This is a genomic window from Actinoallomurus oryzae (assembly GCF_039541955.1).
In the GTDB taxonomy this organism is placed as follows: domain Bacteria; phylum Actinomycetota; class Actinomycetes; order Streptosporangiales; family Streptosporangiaceae; genus Actinoallomurus; species Actinoallomurus oryzae.
Window position 1 is genome coordinate 32,812 of record NZ_BAABHF010000049.1, and the last position, 18,321, is coordinate 51,132.

At 72.2% G+C, this 18,321-nt stretch carries 16 protein-coding genes; 6 read left to right on the plus strand and 10 right to left on the minus strand.

Features of this window, described 5'->3' with window-relative positions; all coding sequences use genetic code 11:
* Positions 1–8: 8 nt before the first annotated feature.
* Positions 9–461 carry an IclR family transcriptional regulator domain-containing protein gene (locus tag ABEA10_RS40990; protein WP_345473460.1) on the minus strand — a complete coding sequence of 151 codons (453 nt, stop codon included), beginning with the start codon at positions 459–461 and terminating at the stop codon, positions 9–11.
* Between the two features lie 25 nt (positions 462–486).
* Between ABEA10_RS40990 and ABEA10_RS40995 the strand changes: the two genes are divergently transcribed.
* Positions 487–1,134 (plus strand): Gfo/Idh/MocA family protein, encoded by a 648-nt coding sequence (locus ABEA10_RS40995; protein WP_345473462.1) that lies wholly within the window; start codon positions 487–489, stop codon positions 1,132–1,134.
* Here the strand turns inward: ABEA10_RS40995 and ABEA10_RS41000 are convergent.
* Together ABEA10_RS41000 and ABEA10_RS41005 are read right to left on the minus strand one after the other, a co-directional pair.
* A complete protein-coding gene (locus ABEA10_RS41000; protein WP_345473464.1) occupies positions 1,124–2,350 on the minus strand; it encodes a metal-dependent hydrolase family protein in 1,227 nt (408 codons plus the stop codon). The genes ABEA10_RS40995 and ABEA10_RS41000 overlap by 11 nt on opposite strands.
* A 67-nt stretch (positions 2,351–2,417) precedes the next feature.
* The gene (locus ABEA10_RS41005) at positions 2,418–3,326 is read right to left on the minus strand and encodes an undecaprenyl-diphosphate phosphatase (RefSeq protein ID WP_345473466.1); all 909 of its coding nucleotides are present in this window, start codon (positions 3,324–3,326) and stop codon (positions 2,418–2,420) included.
* Between the two features lie 342 nt (positions 3,327–3,668).
* Between ABEA10_RS41005 and ABEA10_RS41010 the strand changes: the two genes are divergently transcribed.
* Entirely contained in the window at positions 3,669–4,715 is a 1,047-nt protein-coding gene (locus ABEA10_RS41010; protein WP_345473468.1) for an alpha/beta hydrolase, read from the plus strand.
* 48 nt (positions 4,716–4,763) lie between these two features.
* Here the strand turns inward: ABEA10_RS41010 and ABEA10_RS41015 are convergent, their stop codons facing one another.
* From ABEA10_RS41015 to ABEA10_RS41035, 5 genes are all read right to left on the minus strand, one after another.
* Entirely contained in the window at positions 4,764–5,339 is a 576-nt protein-coding gene (locus ABEA10_RS41015; protein ID WP_329239787.1) for a TetR/AcrR family transcriptional regulator, read from the minus strand.
* Positions 5,340–5,446: 107 nt separating this feature from the next.
* A complete protein-coding gene (locus tag ABEA10_RS41020) occupies positions 5,447–6,328 on the minus strand; it encodes an ABC transporter ATP-binding protein (RefSeq protein ID WP_345473470.1) in 882 nt (293 codons plus the stop codon).
* 3 nt (positions 6,329–6,331) lie between these two features.
* Positions 6,332–7,174 (minus strand): ABC transporter ATP-binding protein, encoded by an 843-nt coding sequence (locus ABEA10_RS41025; RefSeq protein ID WP_345473472.1) that lies wholly within the window; start codon positions 7,172–7,174, stop codon positions 6,332–6,334.
* Complete coding sequence (locus ABEA10_RS41030) at positions 7,171–8,271, minus strand: ABC transporter permease (protein WP_345473474.1); 1,101 nt, start codon at positions 8,269–8,271, stop codon at positions 7,171–7,173. The genes ABEA10_RS41025 and ABEA10_RS41030 overlap by 4 nt, the downstream gene beginning before the upstream one ends.
* Before the next feature lie 137 nt (positions 8,272–8,408).
* On the minus strand, positions 8,409–9,227 hold the full coding sequence (locus tag ABEA10_RS41035; RefSeq protein ID WP_345473476.1) for an SAM-dependent methyltransferase: 819 nt from the start codon (positions 9,225–9,227) through the stop codon (positions 8,409–8,411).
* Between the two features lie 250 nt (positions 9,228–9,477).
* On the opposite strand from ABEA10_RS41035, the gene ABEA10_RS41040 reads away from it, so the two are divergent.
* Positions 9,478–10,224, plus strand: a complete 747-nt coding sequence (locus ABEA10_RS41040; protein ID WP_345473478.1) for an SDR family NAD(P)-dependent oxidoreductase — start codon at positions 9,478–9,480, stop codon at positions 10,222–10,224.
* Positions 10,225–10,235: 11 nt separating this feature from the next.
* Here ABEA10_RS41040 and ABEA10_RS41045 read toward each other — a convergent pair whose 3' ends face one another.
* Positions 10,236–11,156 (minus strand): alpha/beta hydrolase, encoded by a 921-nt coding sequence (locus ABEA10_RS41045; protein WP_345473480.1) that lies wholly within the window; start codon positions 11,154–11,156, stop codon positions 10,236–10,238.
* Between the two features lie 177 nt (positions 11,157–11,333).
* Here ABEA10_RS41045 and ABEA10_RS41050 point away from each other — a divergent pair, with 177 nt between their 5' ends.
* Positions 11,334–12,197, plus strand: a complete 864-nt coding sequence (locus ABEA10_RS41050; protein ID WP_345473482.1) for a helix-turn-helix transcriptional regulator — start codon at positions 11,334–11,336, stop codon at positions 12,195–12,197.
* 52 nt (positions 12,198–12,249) lie between these two features.
* On the opposite strand, the gene ABEA10_RS41055 is transcribed toward ABEA10_RS41050, so the two are convergent.
* Entirely contained in the window at positions 12,250–15,132 is a 2,883-nt protein-coding gene (locus ABEA10_RS41055) for a M36 family metallopeptidase (RefSeq protein WP_345473484.1), read from the minus strand.
* Between the two features lie 932 nt (positions 15,133–16,064).
* Here ABEA10_RS41055 and ABEA10_RS41060 point away from each other — a divergent pair.
* Both ABEA10_RS41060 and ABEA10_RS41065 read left to right on the plus strand, forming a co-directional pair.
* Complete coding sequence (locus ABEA10_RS41060) at positions 16,065–17,372, plus strand: ABC transporter substrate-binding protein (protein ID WP_345473486.1); 1,308 nt, start codon at positions 16,065–16,067, stop codon at positions 17,370–17,372.
* A complete protein-coding gene (locus tag ABEA10_RS41065; RefSeq protein WP_345473488.1) occupies positions 17,369–18,319 on the plus strand; it encodes a carbohydrate ABC transporter permease in 951 nt (316 codons plus the stop codon). The genes ABEA10_RS41060 and ABEA10_RS41065 overlap by 4 nt, the downstream gene beginning before the upstream one ends.
* Positions 18,320–18,321 lie beyond the last annotated feature (2 nt).

The window sequence follows — 18,321 nt, forward strand, 5'->3', positions numbered from 1 at the left end:
GCGACGGCTCAGGACCCCGCCGACGCGACGCGCGGGGAGTATCCGAGGCGGGTGGACAGCTCCCGCGCGGCCTCGGCGGTGGCGCGGCCGAGGTCGGCCAGGCCGTCCCGGCCGACGCGGTGTTCGGGGCCCGCCACGGACAGCGCCGCGACGGGCCAGCCGCGGTAGTCCATGACGGGGGCGCCGACGCCGCGGACGCCGGGTTCGTTCTCGACGTCGTCGATGCTGAACCCGCGCTCGCGACAGCGCACCAGCTCCTCGACGGAGGTGATGGCGTCGTCCGTACGGCGCCGCAGGCCGTTCTTCAGCAGGCGTTCGACCACGGACTCCGGCGACCAGGCATCGTCGAGGCGGTCCGCGCGTTCGCGCGGCTGGAGGGCCTGTCCGTGGAGCCCGCCGCCGCGGCGCCCCTCGCCGCCGAGCTGCTCGCCCACGAGCGGGTCGACCTCGTCGACCGCCACGGACGAGGCGAGCCATGGTGACCTGGTGCTCGAGGCGATCGAGGCCGGCCGTCACGTGGACCAGGCGATGGGCATCCAGGCGCGGGCGGCCGGGAACGGTGTGCACGTCGTGACCGGGCAGATCAGCAGATTCGGCGCCGCTTACCAGTACATTCGCGACACCCTGGACGCGGGCGAGCTGGGGGCGCCGGCCAACCTGCGGTTCCGCCGCGACTTCAGCAGGTCGTGGTTCCCCACCTTCGGCACCCGCGTCCATCCCGTCTGGGAGTCCGGCATCCACGACATCGACCTGGCCGTCTGGTACGCGGGCGCGCCGTGCCGTACGGTCTACGCGGTCCAGCGCGGCGTCTCCGGCCTGCCGAACCCGGACACGTTTCCGGCGATCCTGACCTCCGCGAACGGTGTCGTCGCGACCGTCGAGAGCGCCTCGCTGGTGCCCGACACCGCGCCGCAGACGCTGCGGGGCGCCCTCGAACTCGACGGAGCCATCGAGGCGACGGTGGAGGTGCTCGGTGAGCGCGGCACCGCCGCGTACCGGCTCGGTGACCACCGCCCACGCGTCCCCCGGCCACTGCGACGGCCATCTGTGCTTCCTCGTCGAGCACGCCTGGTCACCCCGCCCGACATCGTCGCGGAGGGCGGCGGGGGAACCGGTGCGGCCGTCAGACGGTGAACGTGCCGGCCTGGATGACGAGGGCGATCTCCTCGGCCGGCTCGGCGAGTCGGGTGATGTCGGACAGAGGGTCGTGTCTGGTCAGGAGCAGGTCGGCGTGCGCGCCCGGGGCGATCACGCCGAGCCGGCCCTCCTGGCCGAGCACGCGGGCGGCGACCGTCGTCGCCGAGCGCAGGACGGCGCCGGGTGTCTGCACCTGGGCGCGGATGCGGAACTCCTCGGACTGGCGGATCCGCAGCGGGCCGAGCAGGTCGGTCCCGAACGCGATCGGCACGCCGGCCCGGTCGGCGAGTTCGAGGGCGCGCAGTCCCCCGTCGAGCACCTCCAGGGTCTTCGCGCGGCTCTCTGGTGACAGGCCGTACGCCGGGCCGTCCTCGACGAGGGCGGTGTAGGTGATCAGCGTGGGGACGTAGAAGGCACCGTTCTCGGAGAAGAGGGGCAGAACGGACTCGTCGATCAGGTTGCCGTGCTCGATGGTGCGGACGCCGAGCCGCAGCGCGCGCTCGACCGCCGCGGAGGTGTAGGCGTGCCCGGCGCAGTAGATGCCCGCCGCGGACGCCTCTTCGACGGCGGCGCGGATCTCCTCCTCGGAGAACTGGAGCGACCCGATCCGGTCGGTGGGGCTGGAGCATCCGCCGGACAGCATCAGCTTGATGTGGGCGGCGCCCCGGCGGATCTCGTCGCGCACGGCCCGCCGGACCTCCGGCACCCCGTCGCAGACCCGGCCCAGGCCGGGCGTCCAGTAGTGGGTGTCGTGCACGTTCTGCCCGGCCGGGCGCAGGTCGCCGTGGCCGCCGGTCTGCGACAACGCCCTTCCGCCGGCGAACAGCCGCGGCCCCGCCAGCACCCCCTCGTCCACCGCGCGGACGAGGCCGTGGTCCGCGCCGGCCATGTCGCGTACGGTCGTGAACCCGCGCCCGAGCATCGCCCGCAGCTCGACGGCCGCGCGTGCGGTGACGTACGACGGGGGCTCCATGGTGAGCGCGTACTCGTCGACGGTGTGCGCGATGACGTGCACGTGACAGTCGATCAGCCCCGGCACGGCGTACAGCCCGGCCGCGTCCACCTCAGCGGAGGCCACCGGGCCGCCGGGGTCCGGGCCGACCTCGACGACGATCCCGTCCTCGACGCGGACGCGCGTGTTCTCCTGGATGTTCTCGGTATCGGGATCGACGAGCGAGGCGCGCCGGATCGTCAGCGATCCGCGGTCGGGCATCGTGGGTTCTCCTGGGTCGCGGGCTTGGCGGTGGCGCCGTCGGCGCCCCGAAGCCATGGTCCCGTGGTCAGGCGAGGCCGAGGTAGGCGGCACTCGCCAGGCCCGCGACGGCGCAGTAGATCGCGAACGGCGTGAGGGTGCGGGTCTCGAAGTAGCGGACGAGGAACCGCACGGCGACGTAGGCGCCGATGCCGGAGACGAGGCTGCCGGCCAGCACCTGCCCGTGGATCCCGGCGCCGAGCGGCCCGGTCAGGTCGGGGATCTTCAGTACGCCGGCGGCGAGGATGACGGGCGTGGCCAGCAGGAAGGAGAAGCGGGCGGCGTCCTCGTGGGACAGGCCGCGCGCGAGCCCGGCGACCATGGTGGCGCCCGAGCGGCTGACGCCGGGCAGCAGGGCGAGGATCTCCGCGGCGCCGATCAGGAGGCTCTCGGCCCAGCCGAGCCCGGCGAGCCGCCGGTCGGAGGCGACATCGGAGGGCTCGTCCGGGGCGCCCATGGTCGCGGCGTCGGTGCGTTTGGCGGCGCGACGGCGCAGCAGCTCGCCCGCGTACAGGACGCCGCCGTTGGCGGCCAGGAACAGCGCGGACGGCACGGGCTTGCCGAGCACGGTGCGGAACGTGTGCTCCAGCAGGAGGCCGGCGACGCCGACCGGGACGGTGGCGATGATCAGCAGCCAGGCCAGCCTCTGGTCCGGTGTCCGGATGCTCCGGTCCCGTACGGAGGTGAGGAAGCCGCCGATGATCCGGGCCCAGTCCCGCCAGAAGAAGACGATCAGGGCGAGGGCCGTGGCGGCGTGCAGGCCGACGATGAACGCCAGGTAGGGCGACTCGGGCGCCGAGACGTTCAGGTCGCGGGCCCACCGGCCGCCGATCAGCGCCGGGATGATGACGCTGTGACCGAGGCTGGAGACCGGGAACAGCTCGGTCACGCCCTGGAAGAGGCCGACCACGATCGCCTCGGGATAGGTCAGGGACATCGGCGTCCTTCCACGCTCGGGCTGTCGGGCAGGGATCGGAGACCGCACGGAGACACCGCGGTCTTCGGCGCGCACCGCCGTACGGCGTCACAAGCTACTACACGTGGGTAGAAATAAAGGCCGCCGGGCCGACCCGGCGGCCCGGCGTGGGCCGCCCCCTTCGCGCCCGGTTCGCCGCAGGTCGCACCCATCGTCCCCTCGCGCCGGGTGCACGCGGGTCATGGCATCGACAGGAGTCCGCCAACGGACGGCAAACGCTCTTCTGCCCGGCGGCCCGGACGCGGTAGACCCGGAGCGAGCCGTCTCCCGGAGGCGGCGTCACCCGGGGTCAGGAGGGTTGCGGTGGGTCTGCTGGGCTGGCCGCTGCTGGTCGCGGCGATCGTGCTGGCGCTGGGATGCCCGGTGGCGTGCGTCGTCCTGTGGGGCCGCGTCCGCGGCCCGGCCGCGTTGCCGGCGCGGCTGTCGCTGATCCTGGCCTGCCAGGCCACCGCGATCCTCGCGGTGGGCGTCGCCCTCAACGACCACTACCAGTTCTTCGCCTCGTGGAGCGACCTGGCCGGGCAGGACGGCGCGAACGCCCCGATCGAGCAGCCGGGCCACGCCGGCGGGCCGCCTTCGGCGCCCCACGACTTCCATCCGGCCGCCGACCACACGCTGGAGGCCACGTTCGCCGGGGCCAGGTCCGGCATCCGCAGCAGGGTCTGGGTGTGGCTGCCGCCCCAGTACCGGCGCGAACCGCGGCGGCGGTTCCCCGTGGTGGAACTCTTCACCGGGTTTCCGGGCACCCCCACGGCCTGGTTCCACGCGATGCGGGGCCCGGAGGAGCTGACACGTGACGTCGAGAAGGGCACCGCGCAGCCGTACATCCTGGTCGCGCCGACCATCAGCGTGTGGCCGGGGCACGACACCGAGTGCGTCGACGTCCCGCGCGGCCCGAAAGTCGCCACCTGGCTGACCGAGGACGTCCGCAGCGTCATCACCGCGGACTTCCGCACCCTGCCGGGCCGCGACGCCTGGGGCACGATGGGGTACTCCACGGGCGGCTACTGCGCCGCCAAGCTGCCGGTTCAGTATCCGCGGCTGTTCCGGGCCGGAGTCAGTCTCGCCGGCTACTTCACCCCCTCCACCCCGGGTCTGACGAGGCTGCCGGGCGAGAACCTGCCCGTGGTGGTCCGCCGACGGCGTCCCCGCGTCGCCCTGCTCCTGGCCACCAGCCGCCAGGACCCCGGCACCACCACCGCCATCGACGGCATGGCCCGGGCGGCCAGGCCGCCGACGCTCGTCGACACGTACGTGGTGCCGCGCGGCGGGCACAACACCGGGGTCTGGAGCGCCATGTTGCCGCGCTGCTTCCAGTGGCTCACGACCGAACTGTCCCGCGCGCACTGACGAGGCCGGGCGGCCCGATCCGCCGTTGCGGATCGAGCCGGTGTCGGGTCAGCGCAGGTACTGCTCGATCACGGGCGCCACGAGGGCGACGATCTCGTCCGGAGACGCGCCCGCGAGCGTCTCGATCTTCACGACGTGCCGGAGCATGGCGACGCCGATGAGCTGGGCGGCCACGAGGGACGCGCGCATGCGCGCGTCGTCGCGGTCCGAGATGCCGGCGACGATGGTGAGGAGCTCCTCGGTGACGAACTCCCGGAGCATGGCGGCCGCCCGCTCGTTCGACACCGCCGAACGGACCAGGGCGAGCATGGCGTTCCGGCTGTCGTCACCGTCGGCCAGCCGGAGGAAGAGGCGGACGATGGTCCGCGACGCCTCGGGCAGCGTCATCTCCGGAAGGCCGGCGAACAGCTCCGACGGCCGGAAGGGCAACCCCATCGCGGCGGTGAACAGGCCCTCCTTGCTCCCGAAGTAGTGGATCAGCAAGGCGGGGTCCACCCCGGCCTCGACCGCGACCCGCCGGAGCGAGGTGGCGTCATACCCCGACGTGCCGAAGCACCGCCGGGCCGCGCTCATGATCGCCTCACGCGTCGGCGGACCACCCGGCCTGCGCCCCGTCCGGGTCAAGAGCCCTCCTTCGTCGGAGTGGGTGACCACAGGGGCGTGTCCTCGATTCCCTCGCTCCGCTCGGTCATGAGCCCTCCTTGGCCGGAGCGACCGCGCTCCCGAGCCGCTCACTCCGTCCGCTCCCGTGCCGTGGCGCTGTCGTCGAGGATCGCCATGAACGCCTCCTCCAGGCCCGCGGGCCGGACCCGTACGGTGACGTCCATGCCGGCGTGTTCCAGCAGGCCGGCCACGGTGTCCCGCGCGCTCGGCGGAGCCGGTACGCGCAGCACGGAGCCGTGGGCCTGGACGGGGAGGCCGTGGGCGTCGAGTGCCTGGAAGGCGCGCATCCAGTCGGCGCAGCGCACCTCCACGACCGTACGGTCACCGATGACCTCCGCGACGGTGCCCTCGGCCTCGACCCGGCCCGCGACCATCACGTACAGCCGGTCGCACTGCTCGGCCTCCTCCATGTTGTGCGTCGTCACGAGGACGCCGGCCCCCTGGTCGGCGGCCTGGCGGATCTCCTGCCACAGCCGGGCCGCGCCGAGCGGGCCGACGCCGGACGTCGGCTCGTCCAGGACGAGGAGCCTCGGCTCGTGTGACAGGGCCACCGCGAACGCGACGCGCCGCGCCACCCCGAGGGACAGCCCGCCGACGAGATCATTTTCCCAGTGCCGGAGATCGTCCGGTACGCGGGTGCCGGCGCGGCCGAAGACGGCGGCGGCGAACGCCCAGTTCTCCCGTACCGTCATGTCGGAGTACAGGCCCAGTGTCTGGGGGACGTAGCCCACCGATCGCCGCGTCTCCAGCGACGGACGCGACCCGAGCAGCCGCACCCGCCCGGCGGTCGGCCGGAGCAGGCCGAGCAGCACTCGGATCAGCGTGGTCTTGCCCGCGCCGTTCGCGCCGAGCAGGCCGACCACCTCCCCCGGGCCGACGGCCATGTCCACCGCGCGCACCGCGGTGAACGAGCCGAACCGCACCGATACCTCCTGCGTGCGCGCGAGCATCGATCACTCCTCCGTCGAACCCGTGGACGGGCCGCCGGTCCCCCGCTCGGCGGCGAGGGCGGCCACGATCGCGGCGTCGTGCAGGTCGGGCCGCACCGCCTCCGTCCCCTCCGGAAGGTCGCCCGACGGCGACCACACACGCCAGCCGGCCCCGCGGCGCCACCACTCGTCCCCGGGGCGCGCGCCGTCACCGGCGGCGCGGCGGCCGACCGCGCCGGGTACGCCCGCGGCGATGCCGGCGGCGGAACCGCTGGCCAGCACCCGTCCCTCGTCCAGCAGGACGGCGCGGGCGCCGCGTTCGGCCTCATTGACGTAGGTCGTGGCGACGACCACCGCGGTGCCGCCGGCGGCGGCGCCGGACACGAGCCGCCACAGCTCCATACGGCTCACCGGGTCGACCCCGGTGGTGGGCTCGTCGAGGACCAGCAGGTCGGGGCCGTGGATGAGCGCCAGCCCGACCGACAGCTTCCGCTGCATGCCGCCGGACAGCCGCCCGCCGAGCCGGTCGCGGGCCCCCGCCAGGCCGACCCGGTCGAGCATCGCGCCGACGTCCGCGCCGCGGACCCCGTACGACGACGCGGCGAAGGCGAGGTTCTCCTCGACGGTCAGGTCGGTGTAGAGCCCGCCGGTGGCCGGGACGTAGCCGATCCTCGTCTTGGCCGGTCGGCTCACGCGCCCCTCGTCGGGCCGTACCAGCCCGACGAGACACCGCAGGCAGGTCGACTTGCCCGCACCGTCGCCACCGACCACGACCGTCACCCCCGACGGCTCCGCCGGCACGGTCACGTCCGCGAGCGCGACGCGCGAGCCGAACCGGACGGTCACCCCGTCCAGACCCCACCTCACGCGATCACCGACTCGCGTACGGCCGGGTCGTCGTCGCTCTCGTCGCCGCCGGGCGCCAGGTCGCGGCGGAAGCGGAGCACGGCGAGGCCGAGGACGGCGACGCCGAGCAGGGCCAGCAGTACGAGCGGCTGCCACAGCCCGGTGATCGGGGTGCCCTTGAGCATGACGGCGCGGCTGAGCCGGACGAAGTAGGTGAGCGGCAGGACATAGGAGATCCACCGGACGCCCGCCGCCATGGAGGACAGCGGGAAGATCAGGCCGGACAGCAGGATCTGGGGCAGCAGGGTCATCAGCGCGAGCTGGATGGCCTGCCCCTGGTTCTGCGAGACGGTCGAGATGAGGACGCCCATGCCGAGGGTGACGAGGAGGAACAGCACTGCGCCGAGCGCGAAGATCGCGACGTTCCCGGCGAACGGCACGCCGAACAGCAGTCGCCCGATGACGACGATCGCGGTGAGGTCGACCGCCGCCACGAGGAAGTACGGAACGATTTTCCCGCCGATGACGTCCCACGGGCGCAGCGGCATGACCGCGAGCTGCTCCAGCGTGCCCGCCTGACGTTCGCGCACGACGCCGAGGCTAGTGATCACCGTGCCGACGAACGCCAGGATGAGGCCGGCCAGGCCCGGCACCATGATCCAGGAGGTCTTGAGCCCCGGGTTGTACAGGACCGTGACGTGCGCGGACCCGCCGAGTCTTCCGGAACGGGCGAGGGCGGTCTGCGCGGCCTGGGCCGAGAACAGCTGGGTGCCGTCCATCAGGACCGACAGGCCATCGGGCCGGGCCACCAGCGCGACCACGGCCCGGCCGTGCGCGATGTCCGACCGGGCGGCGGCCTCGTCGCCGCCGGGGTCCACCCGCGTCACCTCGAACGGCGAGTGGAGGGAGGCGGCGGCGCGCGAGGCGCCGGGACCGACCACGGCCGTGGGGATGTCGTGGACGTTGAAGCTGGCGGCGTAGCCGAAGACGACCAGCAGCAGCACGGGGAGAACGATCATCATCGCCAGCGTGCGCCGGTCACGCCGCAGCTGGCGGAACTCCTTGGTCACCATGGCCCACACGGTGGGGTGTACCTCCAGAATTCGGCGATCACGCATTCAACAGGCATTGAATTCTATGTCCGTTGAATTTTCGGGTCAATGCCGGAAATGGCGCTTCTGGAAAAGGGGAAAGCGGCAGGACGACACCACCCCTGAGGACGATTCATCCTCAGGGGTGTGCCGCCGAGGTCCCTCTAGGGTTTGCGGCCGACTCCGACGATCGACCAGACGGTCTCCGGGTCGACGCGGGGTTCGCCCCGGTCGGGACGCCAGGCGGGCGTCCGGACGATGCCCGGGTCGGCCAGTTCCAGGCCGTCGAAGTACGGCTCGATCTCGGCCTGGCTGCGCAGGTTGTCGCGGCGCCGCGTACCCTTGACGATCTTCTCGTCCTGGAACATCGTGGCGAGCTGCTCGGTCACGTCGGGCCGGCTGTCGGAGACCGGATGCGAGATCACCATCCAGCTGCCCGGGCAGATCCTCTCGCGCAGACGGGTGGTGACGTCCAGGGCGACCTCGTCCTCCGGGATGGCCTGGAGCGCCGAGATCAGCAGGATCGCGACGGGCCGCTTCAGGTCGATGAGCCGGACCAGGTCGGGATGGCCGAGGATCAGGTCGGGATCGCGCATGTCGGCCTGGACCACGCTGGTCCGTACGTCGTCGGCCAGGATGGCGCGTGCGTGCGTGACCACCACCGGGTCGAAGTCGACGTAGACCACCCGCGACTCCGGCGCGGCGGCCTGGGCGACCTCGTGGGCGTTGTTCTGGGTGGGCAGGCCACAGCCGATGTCGACGAACTGCCGGATCCCCTCGCCGGCGAGGAAGCGCACGACGCGCCCGAGGAACCTGCGGCTCTCGAGCGCCATCATCGGCAGCTCCGGCGCGAGCGCGACGGCCTGCTCGGCGGCCTTCCGGTCGGCGGCGAAGTTGTCCTTGCCGCCCAGAAAGTAGTCCACCACCCGGGCCTCGTTCGGCGTCCGGGTGTGGAAGCCGGCGAAGTCGCGGCGCTTGGACACCGAAGTGCCACCTCCCTGTTCCTGCCGTATGCAGGTTAGTGCCCCGGCCCGTCCCATTTTCCAGAAAAGGGAGCAAGACCGCAGTACCTCGCCCTCACCAGGGATGGTGGCGCTTCCGCCGTGGACGGCGGAGTCTGATCTTCCGGGAGGGGAAGGCACGCGTACGGGACAAGACCGCGGACCCTCCCGCGCACCGGCCGCACGTACGCCGGACGGCTGGGCGCTGGGCATCGATCGACGAGGAGGCGTCATGACGAACAGGATCGCGCTGGTCACCGGGGCGGCGTCGGGCATCGGCCGGGCCATCGCGCTGGGCCTGGCCGGCACCGGTGCCCACGTCGTCGCGGCCGACCTGGACCTGGCCGGCGCCGAGGCCACCGCCGCCGAGGCGACGTCCGCGGGCCACGGGCCGGTCAGCGCCCGGCGGGTCGACGTCGCCGATCCCGACGCGGTCGAGGCGCTGCGCGACGCGGTCTGCGGCGAGATCGGCACGCCGCGCGTGCTCGTCAACGCCGCCGGCTGGGACGTCATAGGCGCGTTCCTCGATGCCGACGCGGACTTCGCCCGGAAGGTCGTTGACATCAACTACCTCGGACCGGTCTACCTGTGCCGGGCCTTCCTCCCGCCGATGATCGAGGCCGGGGACGGCGGCAAGGTGGTGAACATCGCCAGCGACGCGGGCCGGGTCGGCAGTTCCGGGGAGAGCGTCTACGCCGGGGCCAAGGGCGGCGTCATCGCGCTCACCAAGTCGCTGGCCCGCGAGATGGCCCGGCACCGGATCAACGTCAACTGCGTCTGCCCGGGGCCGACGGACACCCCGCTGTTCAACGCGGTGCCGGAGAAGCTCAGGGAGGCGCTGATCCGGGCCATCCCGTTCCGGCGGCCGGCCCGTCCGGAGGAGATCGCCGCGGCCGTGCTGTTCTTCGCCTCCGACGCCGCCTCCTACATCACCGGACAGGTGCTCAGCGTCAGCGGCGGCCTCACGATGGCGGGCTGAACCCAGGAAGTTCACCCGGCCTCGGCCAGGTGGGCGCCGAAGAAGCGGGACAGTTCCGCGACCGCCGGGCCGACGTACTGCTCCTTGTCGTAGAGGTCGACGTGGCTCGCGCCGTCGATCCAGTGCAGTTCCTTCGGTCCGGGAGCCTGCTGGAACGCCTCCACGCTCATCCAGGAGGTCACCGCCTCCCGGCCGGCGATCACGAGCAGCGGGCGCGAGCCGAGGAGGCCGAGGGAGCGGAAGGCGTCGAACGTGACGATGCGGTCGACGCTGGTCCAGGTCAGCGACTTGGCCGAACGCGGGTGCTCGGCGCGAGGCGTGCGGTAGTACTCCCAACCCTCGAAGACGTGCGGGCCGCCCCGGCGTGCCTCCTCCTCGGTGTCCGGGAAGAGGGCGAACGTCTGGACGTCCTCGCCGCGCGCCTCCGCGGTCCGTGCCGCCGCGGCCGCCTCCAGCATGCCTCGGATCACCGCGGGGTCCTGGGCGCCGTCGGCGCCGTCGCGGAACTGGCGGGCGATGTCGACGGCGCTGACGGTGGCGACGGCCCGGACGCGATGGTCGGTCGCGGCGGCGGGGAGGGCGTACCCGCCGGAGGCGCAGATGCCCAGCACGCCGATGCGGCCCGGGTCCACCTCGTCGCGGGTGGTGAGGAAGGAGACCGCGGCCTTGATGTCCTCGACCCGCTGGGCCGGGTCCTCCAGACCGCGCGGCTCACCCGCGCTCTCGCCCTGGTAGGCGGCGTCGAACGCGAGGGTGACGAATCCCCGCTCGGCGAGGTGCCGCGCGTACAGGCCGGCGGCCTGTTCCTTCACACCGGTGCCGGGGTGGCCGACGACGATCGCCGGCCGGGGACCGGCGGCCTCGCCGTCCGGGGTGTAGAGGTGGCCGACGATCTTCAGGCCGCTGCTGAGGAAGGTGACGTCCGTTCGCACGGGTGGTGTTCTCCAGTCGGATCGAAACGAGGGCGGAGCCCGCGGGCTCCGGTGGCGGCCTGAGTCCGGCGGCCACGTCTTCAGCCTCGTGCCGCCGGGTACGGGGTGCCAGGGACGGTCCTGCCTATGCGGGCCGGTACCAGGCACGCCGCCGTGAGCGGGGCGGATACTGGAGGCATGACCTCTCCCGTGGCCCCCTCCACCGGCAACGAGCTGGGCGCGTTCCTGCGCTCCCGCCGTGCCGCCCTCGACCCGCACCGGGCGGGCCTGCCGGACGACGGGCGGCTGCGCCGCGTACCGGGCCTGCGCCGGGAGGAGCTGGCCCAGCTCGCGCACGTCAGTGTCGACTACATCGTCCGCCTGGAGCAGGGACGCACCCGCCGGGTCTCCCGGCCGGTCCTCGACGCGCTCGCCGACGCGCTGCGGCTCGCCCCGGACGAACGCGACTACCTGTTCACGGTCGCCGATGTCGCGCCCGGCGCCCCCGCGCGGCGGCCCGGCCGGGCCGAGGTGGCCCCGCGGCTGCGGCAGCTGCTGGACACGATGCCCGACGTCCCGGCGATGGTCCTGAACCGCCGCACGGATGTGCTGGCCTGGAACCGGGGGATCGCCGCCCTGCTGACCGACTTCGGCGCGCTGCGCCCGGCCGAGCGCAACCTGATCCGGCTGACCTTCCTCGACGAGGCCTTCCGGTCGCTGTACGCGGACTGGCCGCGCGCCGCCCGCGAATGCGTCGCGGTGCTGCGGATGGAGGCCGGCCGCAACCCCCACGACTCCGCTCTGAGCGCGCTGGTCGGCGAGCTGAGCGTCCGCGACCCGGACTTTCGCACCTGGTGGGCGGGCCACGAGGTCCGCGGTCCCCGGCAGCTCGCCAAGACCTACCACCACCCGGTGGCGGGCACGCTCACCCTCGACGTCCAGCAGTTCTCCGTCGACACCCACCCCGACCAGCAGCTGGTCGCCTACACGGCGGAACCGGGCTCCCCTTCGCACGAGGCGCTGGGCTTCCTCCTGCGGTGGTCCGCCCGGATTCCGGACTGACCGGGCCCCGCCGTACGCCGACGGGGCCCGATCTCGTTCGCGGTGGGGTGGATCAGTGGGTGAACACCTGGAAGTCCGCGGCCCTGACCTGGCCGGAGACGGCGCTTCCGGTGGTGCAGTCGGTCGGGACGTTCGGGTCGTTCGTCTGCTGCCCCGCGTAGTCGGGGTTGCCGGTGCACTGCGAGGCGGCGACCTCGAAGCGCAGGTGGGTGGCGGTCGTCCTGGGGATCGTGAAGGAGCGCATGGTCAGGTTCGGCGCCACGGGTCGGGGCCTGGCCGCCGGGAAGGCGTCCTTCGGGCTGGTGTACACCCGGCGGTAGTCCTTGGCCTGCGAGCAGTCGACGGTGGCCGTGGCCGTGCACGCGAGGATCCGGAACGACCGCAGGGCGGTGAACCGGTTCTGCGACTGGGTGTCGCCGCCCGGATCCTGCGCGTTCGCCGGGCGCAGCAGCGCGCTGACCTGCACCCGGCGCACCTGCTGCGGCTTGTCGCCGGCGAGCCGTACGGTGACGCCCCGGCCCGCCACCGGCTCGGCCTGCGCGCCCAGGTAGGCCCAGGTCGTGGCCTCGTCGTCGTCGATGAGGGCGCCGAGGTCGACGCCGTCGCCGCTCGCCGTCGCGCCGGCGGACGCCGAGGCGACGTTGCGCGGCAGCCGCACCCGTACCGTCGGATGTGAGCCGGCCGTCACGTGGGCGGTGAACCGGGTCAGGCCGTGGCCCGGCGCCTGGGCGACGAACGTGTAGCGTCCCGCCACCATCGGCGCGGTGTCCGGCAGGGCGGTGGCCGCGTCGGTGTCGGCGACGGGCACCGCGCGTGCCTGGTAGTCGCCGACGAAGACGCGCGCGCCCGTCACCGGGGCGCCGGAGTCGTCGGTCACGCGGAACCGCACCGTGGCGTCGCGGGCGGCCGGCGAGGCGAAGCTCGGCGTCGCGTCCGCGTCGGCGTTGGTGTTGCTGGCCGCGCCCTCGCCCATGCCGCGCCCTGCGAAGACGTTCCAGAGCAGGTCCTCGTCGGCGCCGCCGAACCGGATCCGGTCCGCGGCGATCATCGCGTCACGCGCGTCCAGCATCGAGACGTTGCCGTTCGCCATGAGCAGCCAGCCGTCGTAGACGAGCTGGATCCACCGCCGGTCGCCGGGGCACCGCGTGACCGGCGTCCTCCCCTCGGCGCAGGACTTGCGCAGCGCGACACTGCCCGCGCCGTACCTGTCGATGAAGGCCTGGCGGAGGTCGTAGTTGACGCCGTTCCAGATCTCGCCGTCGGCGTGCACCTCCGGGCCGGTCAGGTCGAACCCGAGGTCGCTGTAGTTCAGCGGGTTCTTGGACAGGTCGTAGTCGCGGATGCCCCGCACGCTGTTGCCGGTGACGTACTGGCCGGTGACGAACGGCGACTGACCGCGCGGGACGAGGTCGTTCGCGGCGAGGTACTCCATCGCGTCCAGGTCCGACCACGACTCGCCCATCGCACCGGCCTGGAAACCGCTGAGGCCGCGGTCCGGACCGGCCACCATCCGGTTGGAGATGGCGTGCGTGTACTCGTGCCCGATGACGGACATGTCGTAGTCGCCGTCGACGCAGGGGCTGTAGAAGGAGCCGGCGATCGACTGCCAGAGGTACATGTTCGTGGTCGGCGGGTTGCCGTCGGGCGGCGTGGCCTGGTTGGCGTTGTCCCGGATCAGTGCGCCCGGCACGCGGGCGCCCGACTGGGAGTTGCCGTGCTCGGGGTCGGCGCCGAGGCCGCCCTTGCCGAAGTTGTCGTCCTGCAGGTTCCACGCGCTCTCGGTGAAGCCGAGGTGGTAGGAGAAGTCGTGCATGCGGTTGTGCATGGCGAGCAGGTTCGCGTCCGCGGCGTCGATGTCGTTGTGCTGCGGGCTGTCGAACGTGTCCGGCGCGCACTTGGACGCGTACCACTGGTTCGTCCAGGGGTAGGTGTACCGGCGGTCCGCGCGGGGGCTGGCGAACCCGTTCGGGTTGAAGCCGCGGCCGGTGGCGTCGAGCCAGTCCTGCGCCGCCCACTCGTTGTTGCCGCGCGTGGTGTGCGTCGACTCGGTGGCGCTCACGCCGGGGTCGACGTCCCAGGCCAGCGGGGAGGCCGGATCGGCGACCACGCGGTCGCAGCCCCTGGCCCTGGTCAGGCACCAGGTTTCGCGGGTGTCCTTGGAGGAGTAGTCCGCCCGCGGGTTCTCGGCGAAGGCCTTCCACTCCGGGCCCTCGGAGTCGTCCGCGACGTTGTCCTCGCGGATGAGCACCTCACCGGTACGGGCGTCGACGTAGCTGGTGTAGGACCGCGTGCCGTCCTGGCGGGTGTCGCTGAGGGACACCTCGTACGCGGTGCGCGCCCCGCCCTCCGGCATCGGCACCGCGACGAGTTTGGCGCTCTGCGTGCCGTTCAGCTCACTGGCCGCGAAGCGGCTCCAGCCGCCGGAGGAGCCCTGCGAGGTGACGGTGCCGCTGTTCAGGCCGGCGTCGCGGCCCGCCTTCGCCAGCGCCTCGGCGGCGCTGAGCGTGGCGGGGGCGGGCGTGGGGACGTCCGGGGCGAGCGTGGAGCTGACCAGGTACACCTTGCCGCCGGCCACGCCGACCGCCACGAGCCCGTCATAACCGGCCGGCAGGTTCCCGAACCGTTCGCGGAGCAGGACCGCCGAGCCCGCGCCGATCGGGTTGACCGCGACGACCTCCAGGGAGTCGACGGCCTTCTGGGTCAGCCCGAGCATCTCGCGCTGCCGGGACAGATAGGTACGGGCCGCGGTGGCCGGATCCGCGGGCAGGCCGGTGGCGAGCGCCTTGTCAGGGGAGACGAGATCGGCGGGCGTACCGAGGTTGTTCCACCGGGCGTCGAGCCGCTGCCGTGCCGCGAGGTCGCGCTGGCGGGCCGAGGGGGCGCGGTGCCCCGGGCGGGCGTCGCGGTCACCGGCGGCCTGGTGAGGCGCCTGCACGCGAGGTCCGGCGGCGTTCTGTGCGGCGGACGCCACCCCGCCGAGACCGGCGCTCAAAAGCGCCCCGGCCGAAAGCACCGCCGTCAGTCGGCGTGCCCTTGTCCTACTGCCTTTTCTGCGCACGGCTCTACCACCTCATTGGGGCTACGAGGGACCCGGGAAAAGGCGCGAAGAATCGCGATCCGGCCGGTCGGGGCGCGGATGAGCGGCGGGGCGAATTACACGATCCATCAGCGCATCGGTGCAGGAGGGATGATTGTTGCGTCGGCTCGGCCGATTAATTTGGCGGAGACCTGACGCATCGCCTCCCTTCACACCGGGAAAATCCGTGGGGAGCATAAAACGCAGGTAAAAACCCGTCAACGGCCAGAATTGAAAACAGATGGTTACCGCGAGTAATGCACCAAGGTCAGTGACAGGTTCACCACACTGAGCGAGCGATCCCGCGTGAGAGCGCCCAGCCGGCACGGCGAGCAGGCACCAGGCCCAGGCGCCCCACAGAGGGCCCCGCCCATGGACAGGGCGACTGATCGGCGTTGCGGCGCCGATCAACGGTGCGCGGACACGATCACGCGCTCAGGTGCCCGTGGACGATCGCACCCCGTCACCCGCCGCCCGTACGGAGGGGTCTCCCGCGTCGCGTTCGTCGTCGCGCTCCACCCCGCCCCTCCGGCGCGGATCCCCAGCTCAGCCGCCCCGCCACCGCCCGCCACCCCGCGATCGCCGTGCGGCCGCACCGCCGGCGACGCCGTAGTGATCGTGATCGGCCGTACCGCCGCTCACGGAGGTCGCCGCGTTGTCGTTTTCTTGGCGATACGCCTTGTTTGGTGATTGTTTCTGATCTAAAGTCCCGCCTAACAATCGTTAGCGAGCACCGAGCACCCGAGGTCGGCCACTCGGGTGCGCCGTCGTTTCTAGGGAGAGTCGTGGAGATGCGCGTTACATCAAGACGAGCCGGGCGGCGACTCGGCGTACGGGCCGCCGCGGGCGGGGCGGCGCTCGCCCTCGCGTCCCTGGCGGCGTGTTCCGGTGGATCCGGTGGCTCGGGCGGCTCGCACGGCGCGGTGGTCATGTGGCACGGCTACACCGACGTCGAGGCCAAGGCGATCGCCCAGCTCGGCCAGGAGTGGAACGCCGCCCATCCCGACCAGAAGGTGAACGTCACCTTCGGCGGCAGCAACGACGACGCGCTGAAGAAGACGCTCGCGTCCTTCGTCTCCGGCAAGGCGCCCGGCATCGCGTACGAGTTCGGCTCCTCGATCAACACCCTCGCCGCACGGCACCAGACGCAGGACCTCACCTCGCTGGTCAAGAGCAGCCCGTCGTTCCAGTGGGACGACTTCTTCCCGGCGGCCCGGCAGGCGGCCACCACGCCCGACGGCAAGATCTACGGTGTTCCCGCGCTCGTGGACAACCTCGCGCTGGTCTACAACAAGAAGCTCTTCGACGCCGCCGGGCTCTCGTACCCGACGGCGGACTGGACCTGGGACGACTTCCGTAACGCCGCCCGCAAGCTGACCAACGCCTCCCAGCACCGGTACGGCTGGGCGTACGTCAACGACGGCACCGAGGACACCGTCTGGCGGTACATCGCGATGCTGTGGCAGGCGGGCGGCGACCTGCTCACCCCCGACAACAAGAAGGCCGCGTTCGACTCACCGGCCGGGCTGCAGGCCATGCAGCTGCTGCACGACATGGCGGTGACCGACCACTCCGTCTACCTTGACACCGGCGACGGGCAGTACCAGAACCTCTTCAACTCCGGAAAGATCGGAATGCTCTGGACCGGCCCCTGGGATCTGGGCACCATCAACAAGGACATCTCCTACGGGGCGCAGTTCCTGCCCGCCAAGGTCAGCCACGCGACCATCGCCGGTCCGGACAATTACATGGTGTTCAACAAGGACGACCGCAAGACCGCGTGGGCGTTCCTGCAGTGGCTCGACTCGGCGCAGACGCACCTGAAGTTCGCGACCGCCACCGGCGACCTGCCGATTCGCGAGTCGGAGACGAAACTGCCGGGCTACAAGGACTTCCTCAAGCGTTACCCGGCGAACAAGGTCTTCGTCGACAACCTGAGCAAGAACGCCACCAAGTCCCGCCCGAACATCCCCGAGTACCCGAGGATCTCCCAGGCTCTGGGCACCGCCGTACAGTCGGTGCTGCTCGGCAAGGCACAGCCCCAGGCCGCGCTCGACCAGGCACGCCAGAAGGTCGACCAGATCCTCGCGGGGGCATGATGGCGGTGGCCACCGCCGGGCGGCCCACGAAAGGGCGCGCCACCCGGACGGAACGGCGGCGGGGCGGCCGCCTCCGGCGAGCCGACCACCTCACCGGCTGGGCGTTCGTCTCCCCCGCCGTGCTGCTCATCGCCGTGTTCGGCCTCGTCCCGGTGCTCTGGTCGGTGCTGCTGTCGTTCCAGCAGACCGACCTGACCTCGCCCGGCACCTGGTCCGGCGCGGCGAACTACCAGAAGATGGTGCACGACCCGGTCTTCTGGCAGGCCGCACGGCAGACGCTGTACTACTGCCTGCTGTTCGTACCGATCACGATGGTGCTCGCGATTCCGATCGCCGTGCTGCTCAACCAGAAGGTCCGCGGGATGACCTTCTACCGGATGGCGGTGTTCGCCCCGCTCGTCACCTCCACCGTCGCGACCGGCGTGATCTTCAGCTGGCTCTACAACCCGCAGATCGGCCTGATCAACGCCGGGCTCGACAAGCTCGGCCTCCCCCAGCAGGGCTTCTTCCAGAGCACCGGCGAGGCGCTGCCCGCCGTGGTCGCCATGACGGTGTGGGGCTGGCTCGGCTTCGCCGTCATCATCTACCTGTCCGCGCTGCAGAACGTGCCGCGCGAGCTGATGGAGGCCGCCGCCCTCGACGGCTGCGGGCGCGTGAAGGCGTTCTGGAAGGTGGAGCTGCCGCTGCTCGCGCCGGCCTCGTCGTTCCTGCTCGTCTGGCTCACCATCAACGCGCTGCAGCTGTTCGACGAGGTGTACGTGACGACCAAGGGCGGGCCGCTGCACGCCAGCACCGTGCTCGTCTACTACCTCTACCAGCAGGCGTTCGTCGTCTTCGACGGCGGCTACGCCGCCGCCATCGGCTGCGCGCTGTTCGTGGTGATCCTCATCGTGACCGTCGTACAGCTGTGGCTCGGCCGGCGGACCTCCCACTACGAGGCGGGCTGACC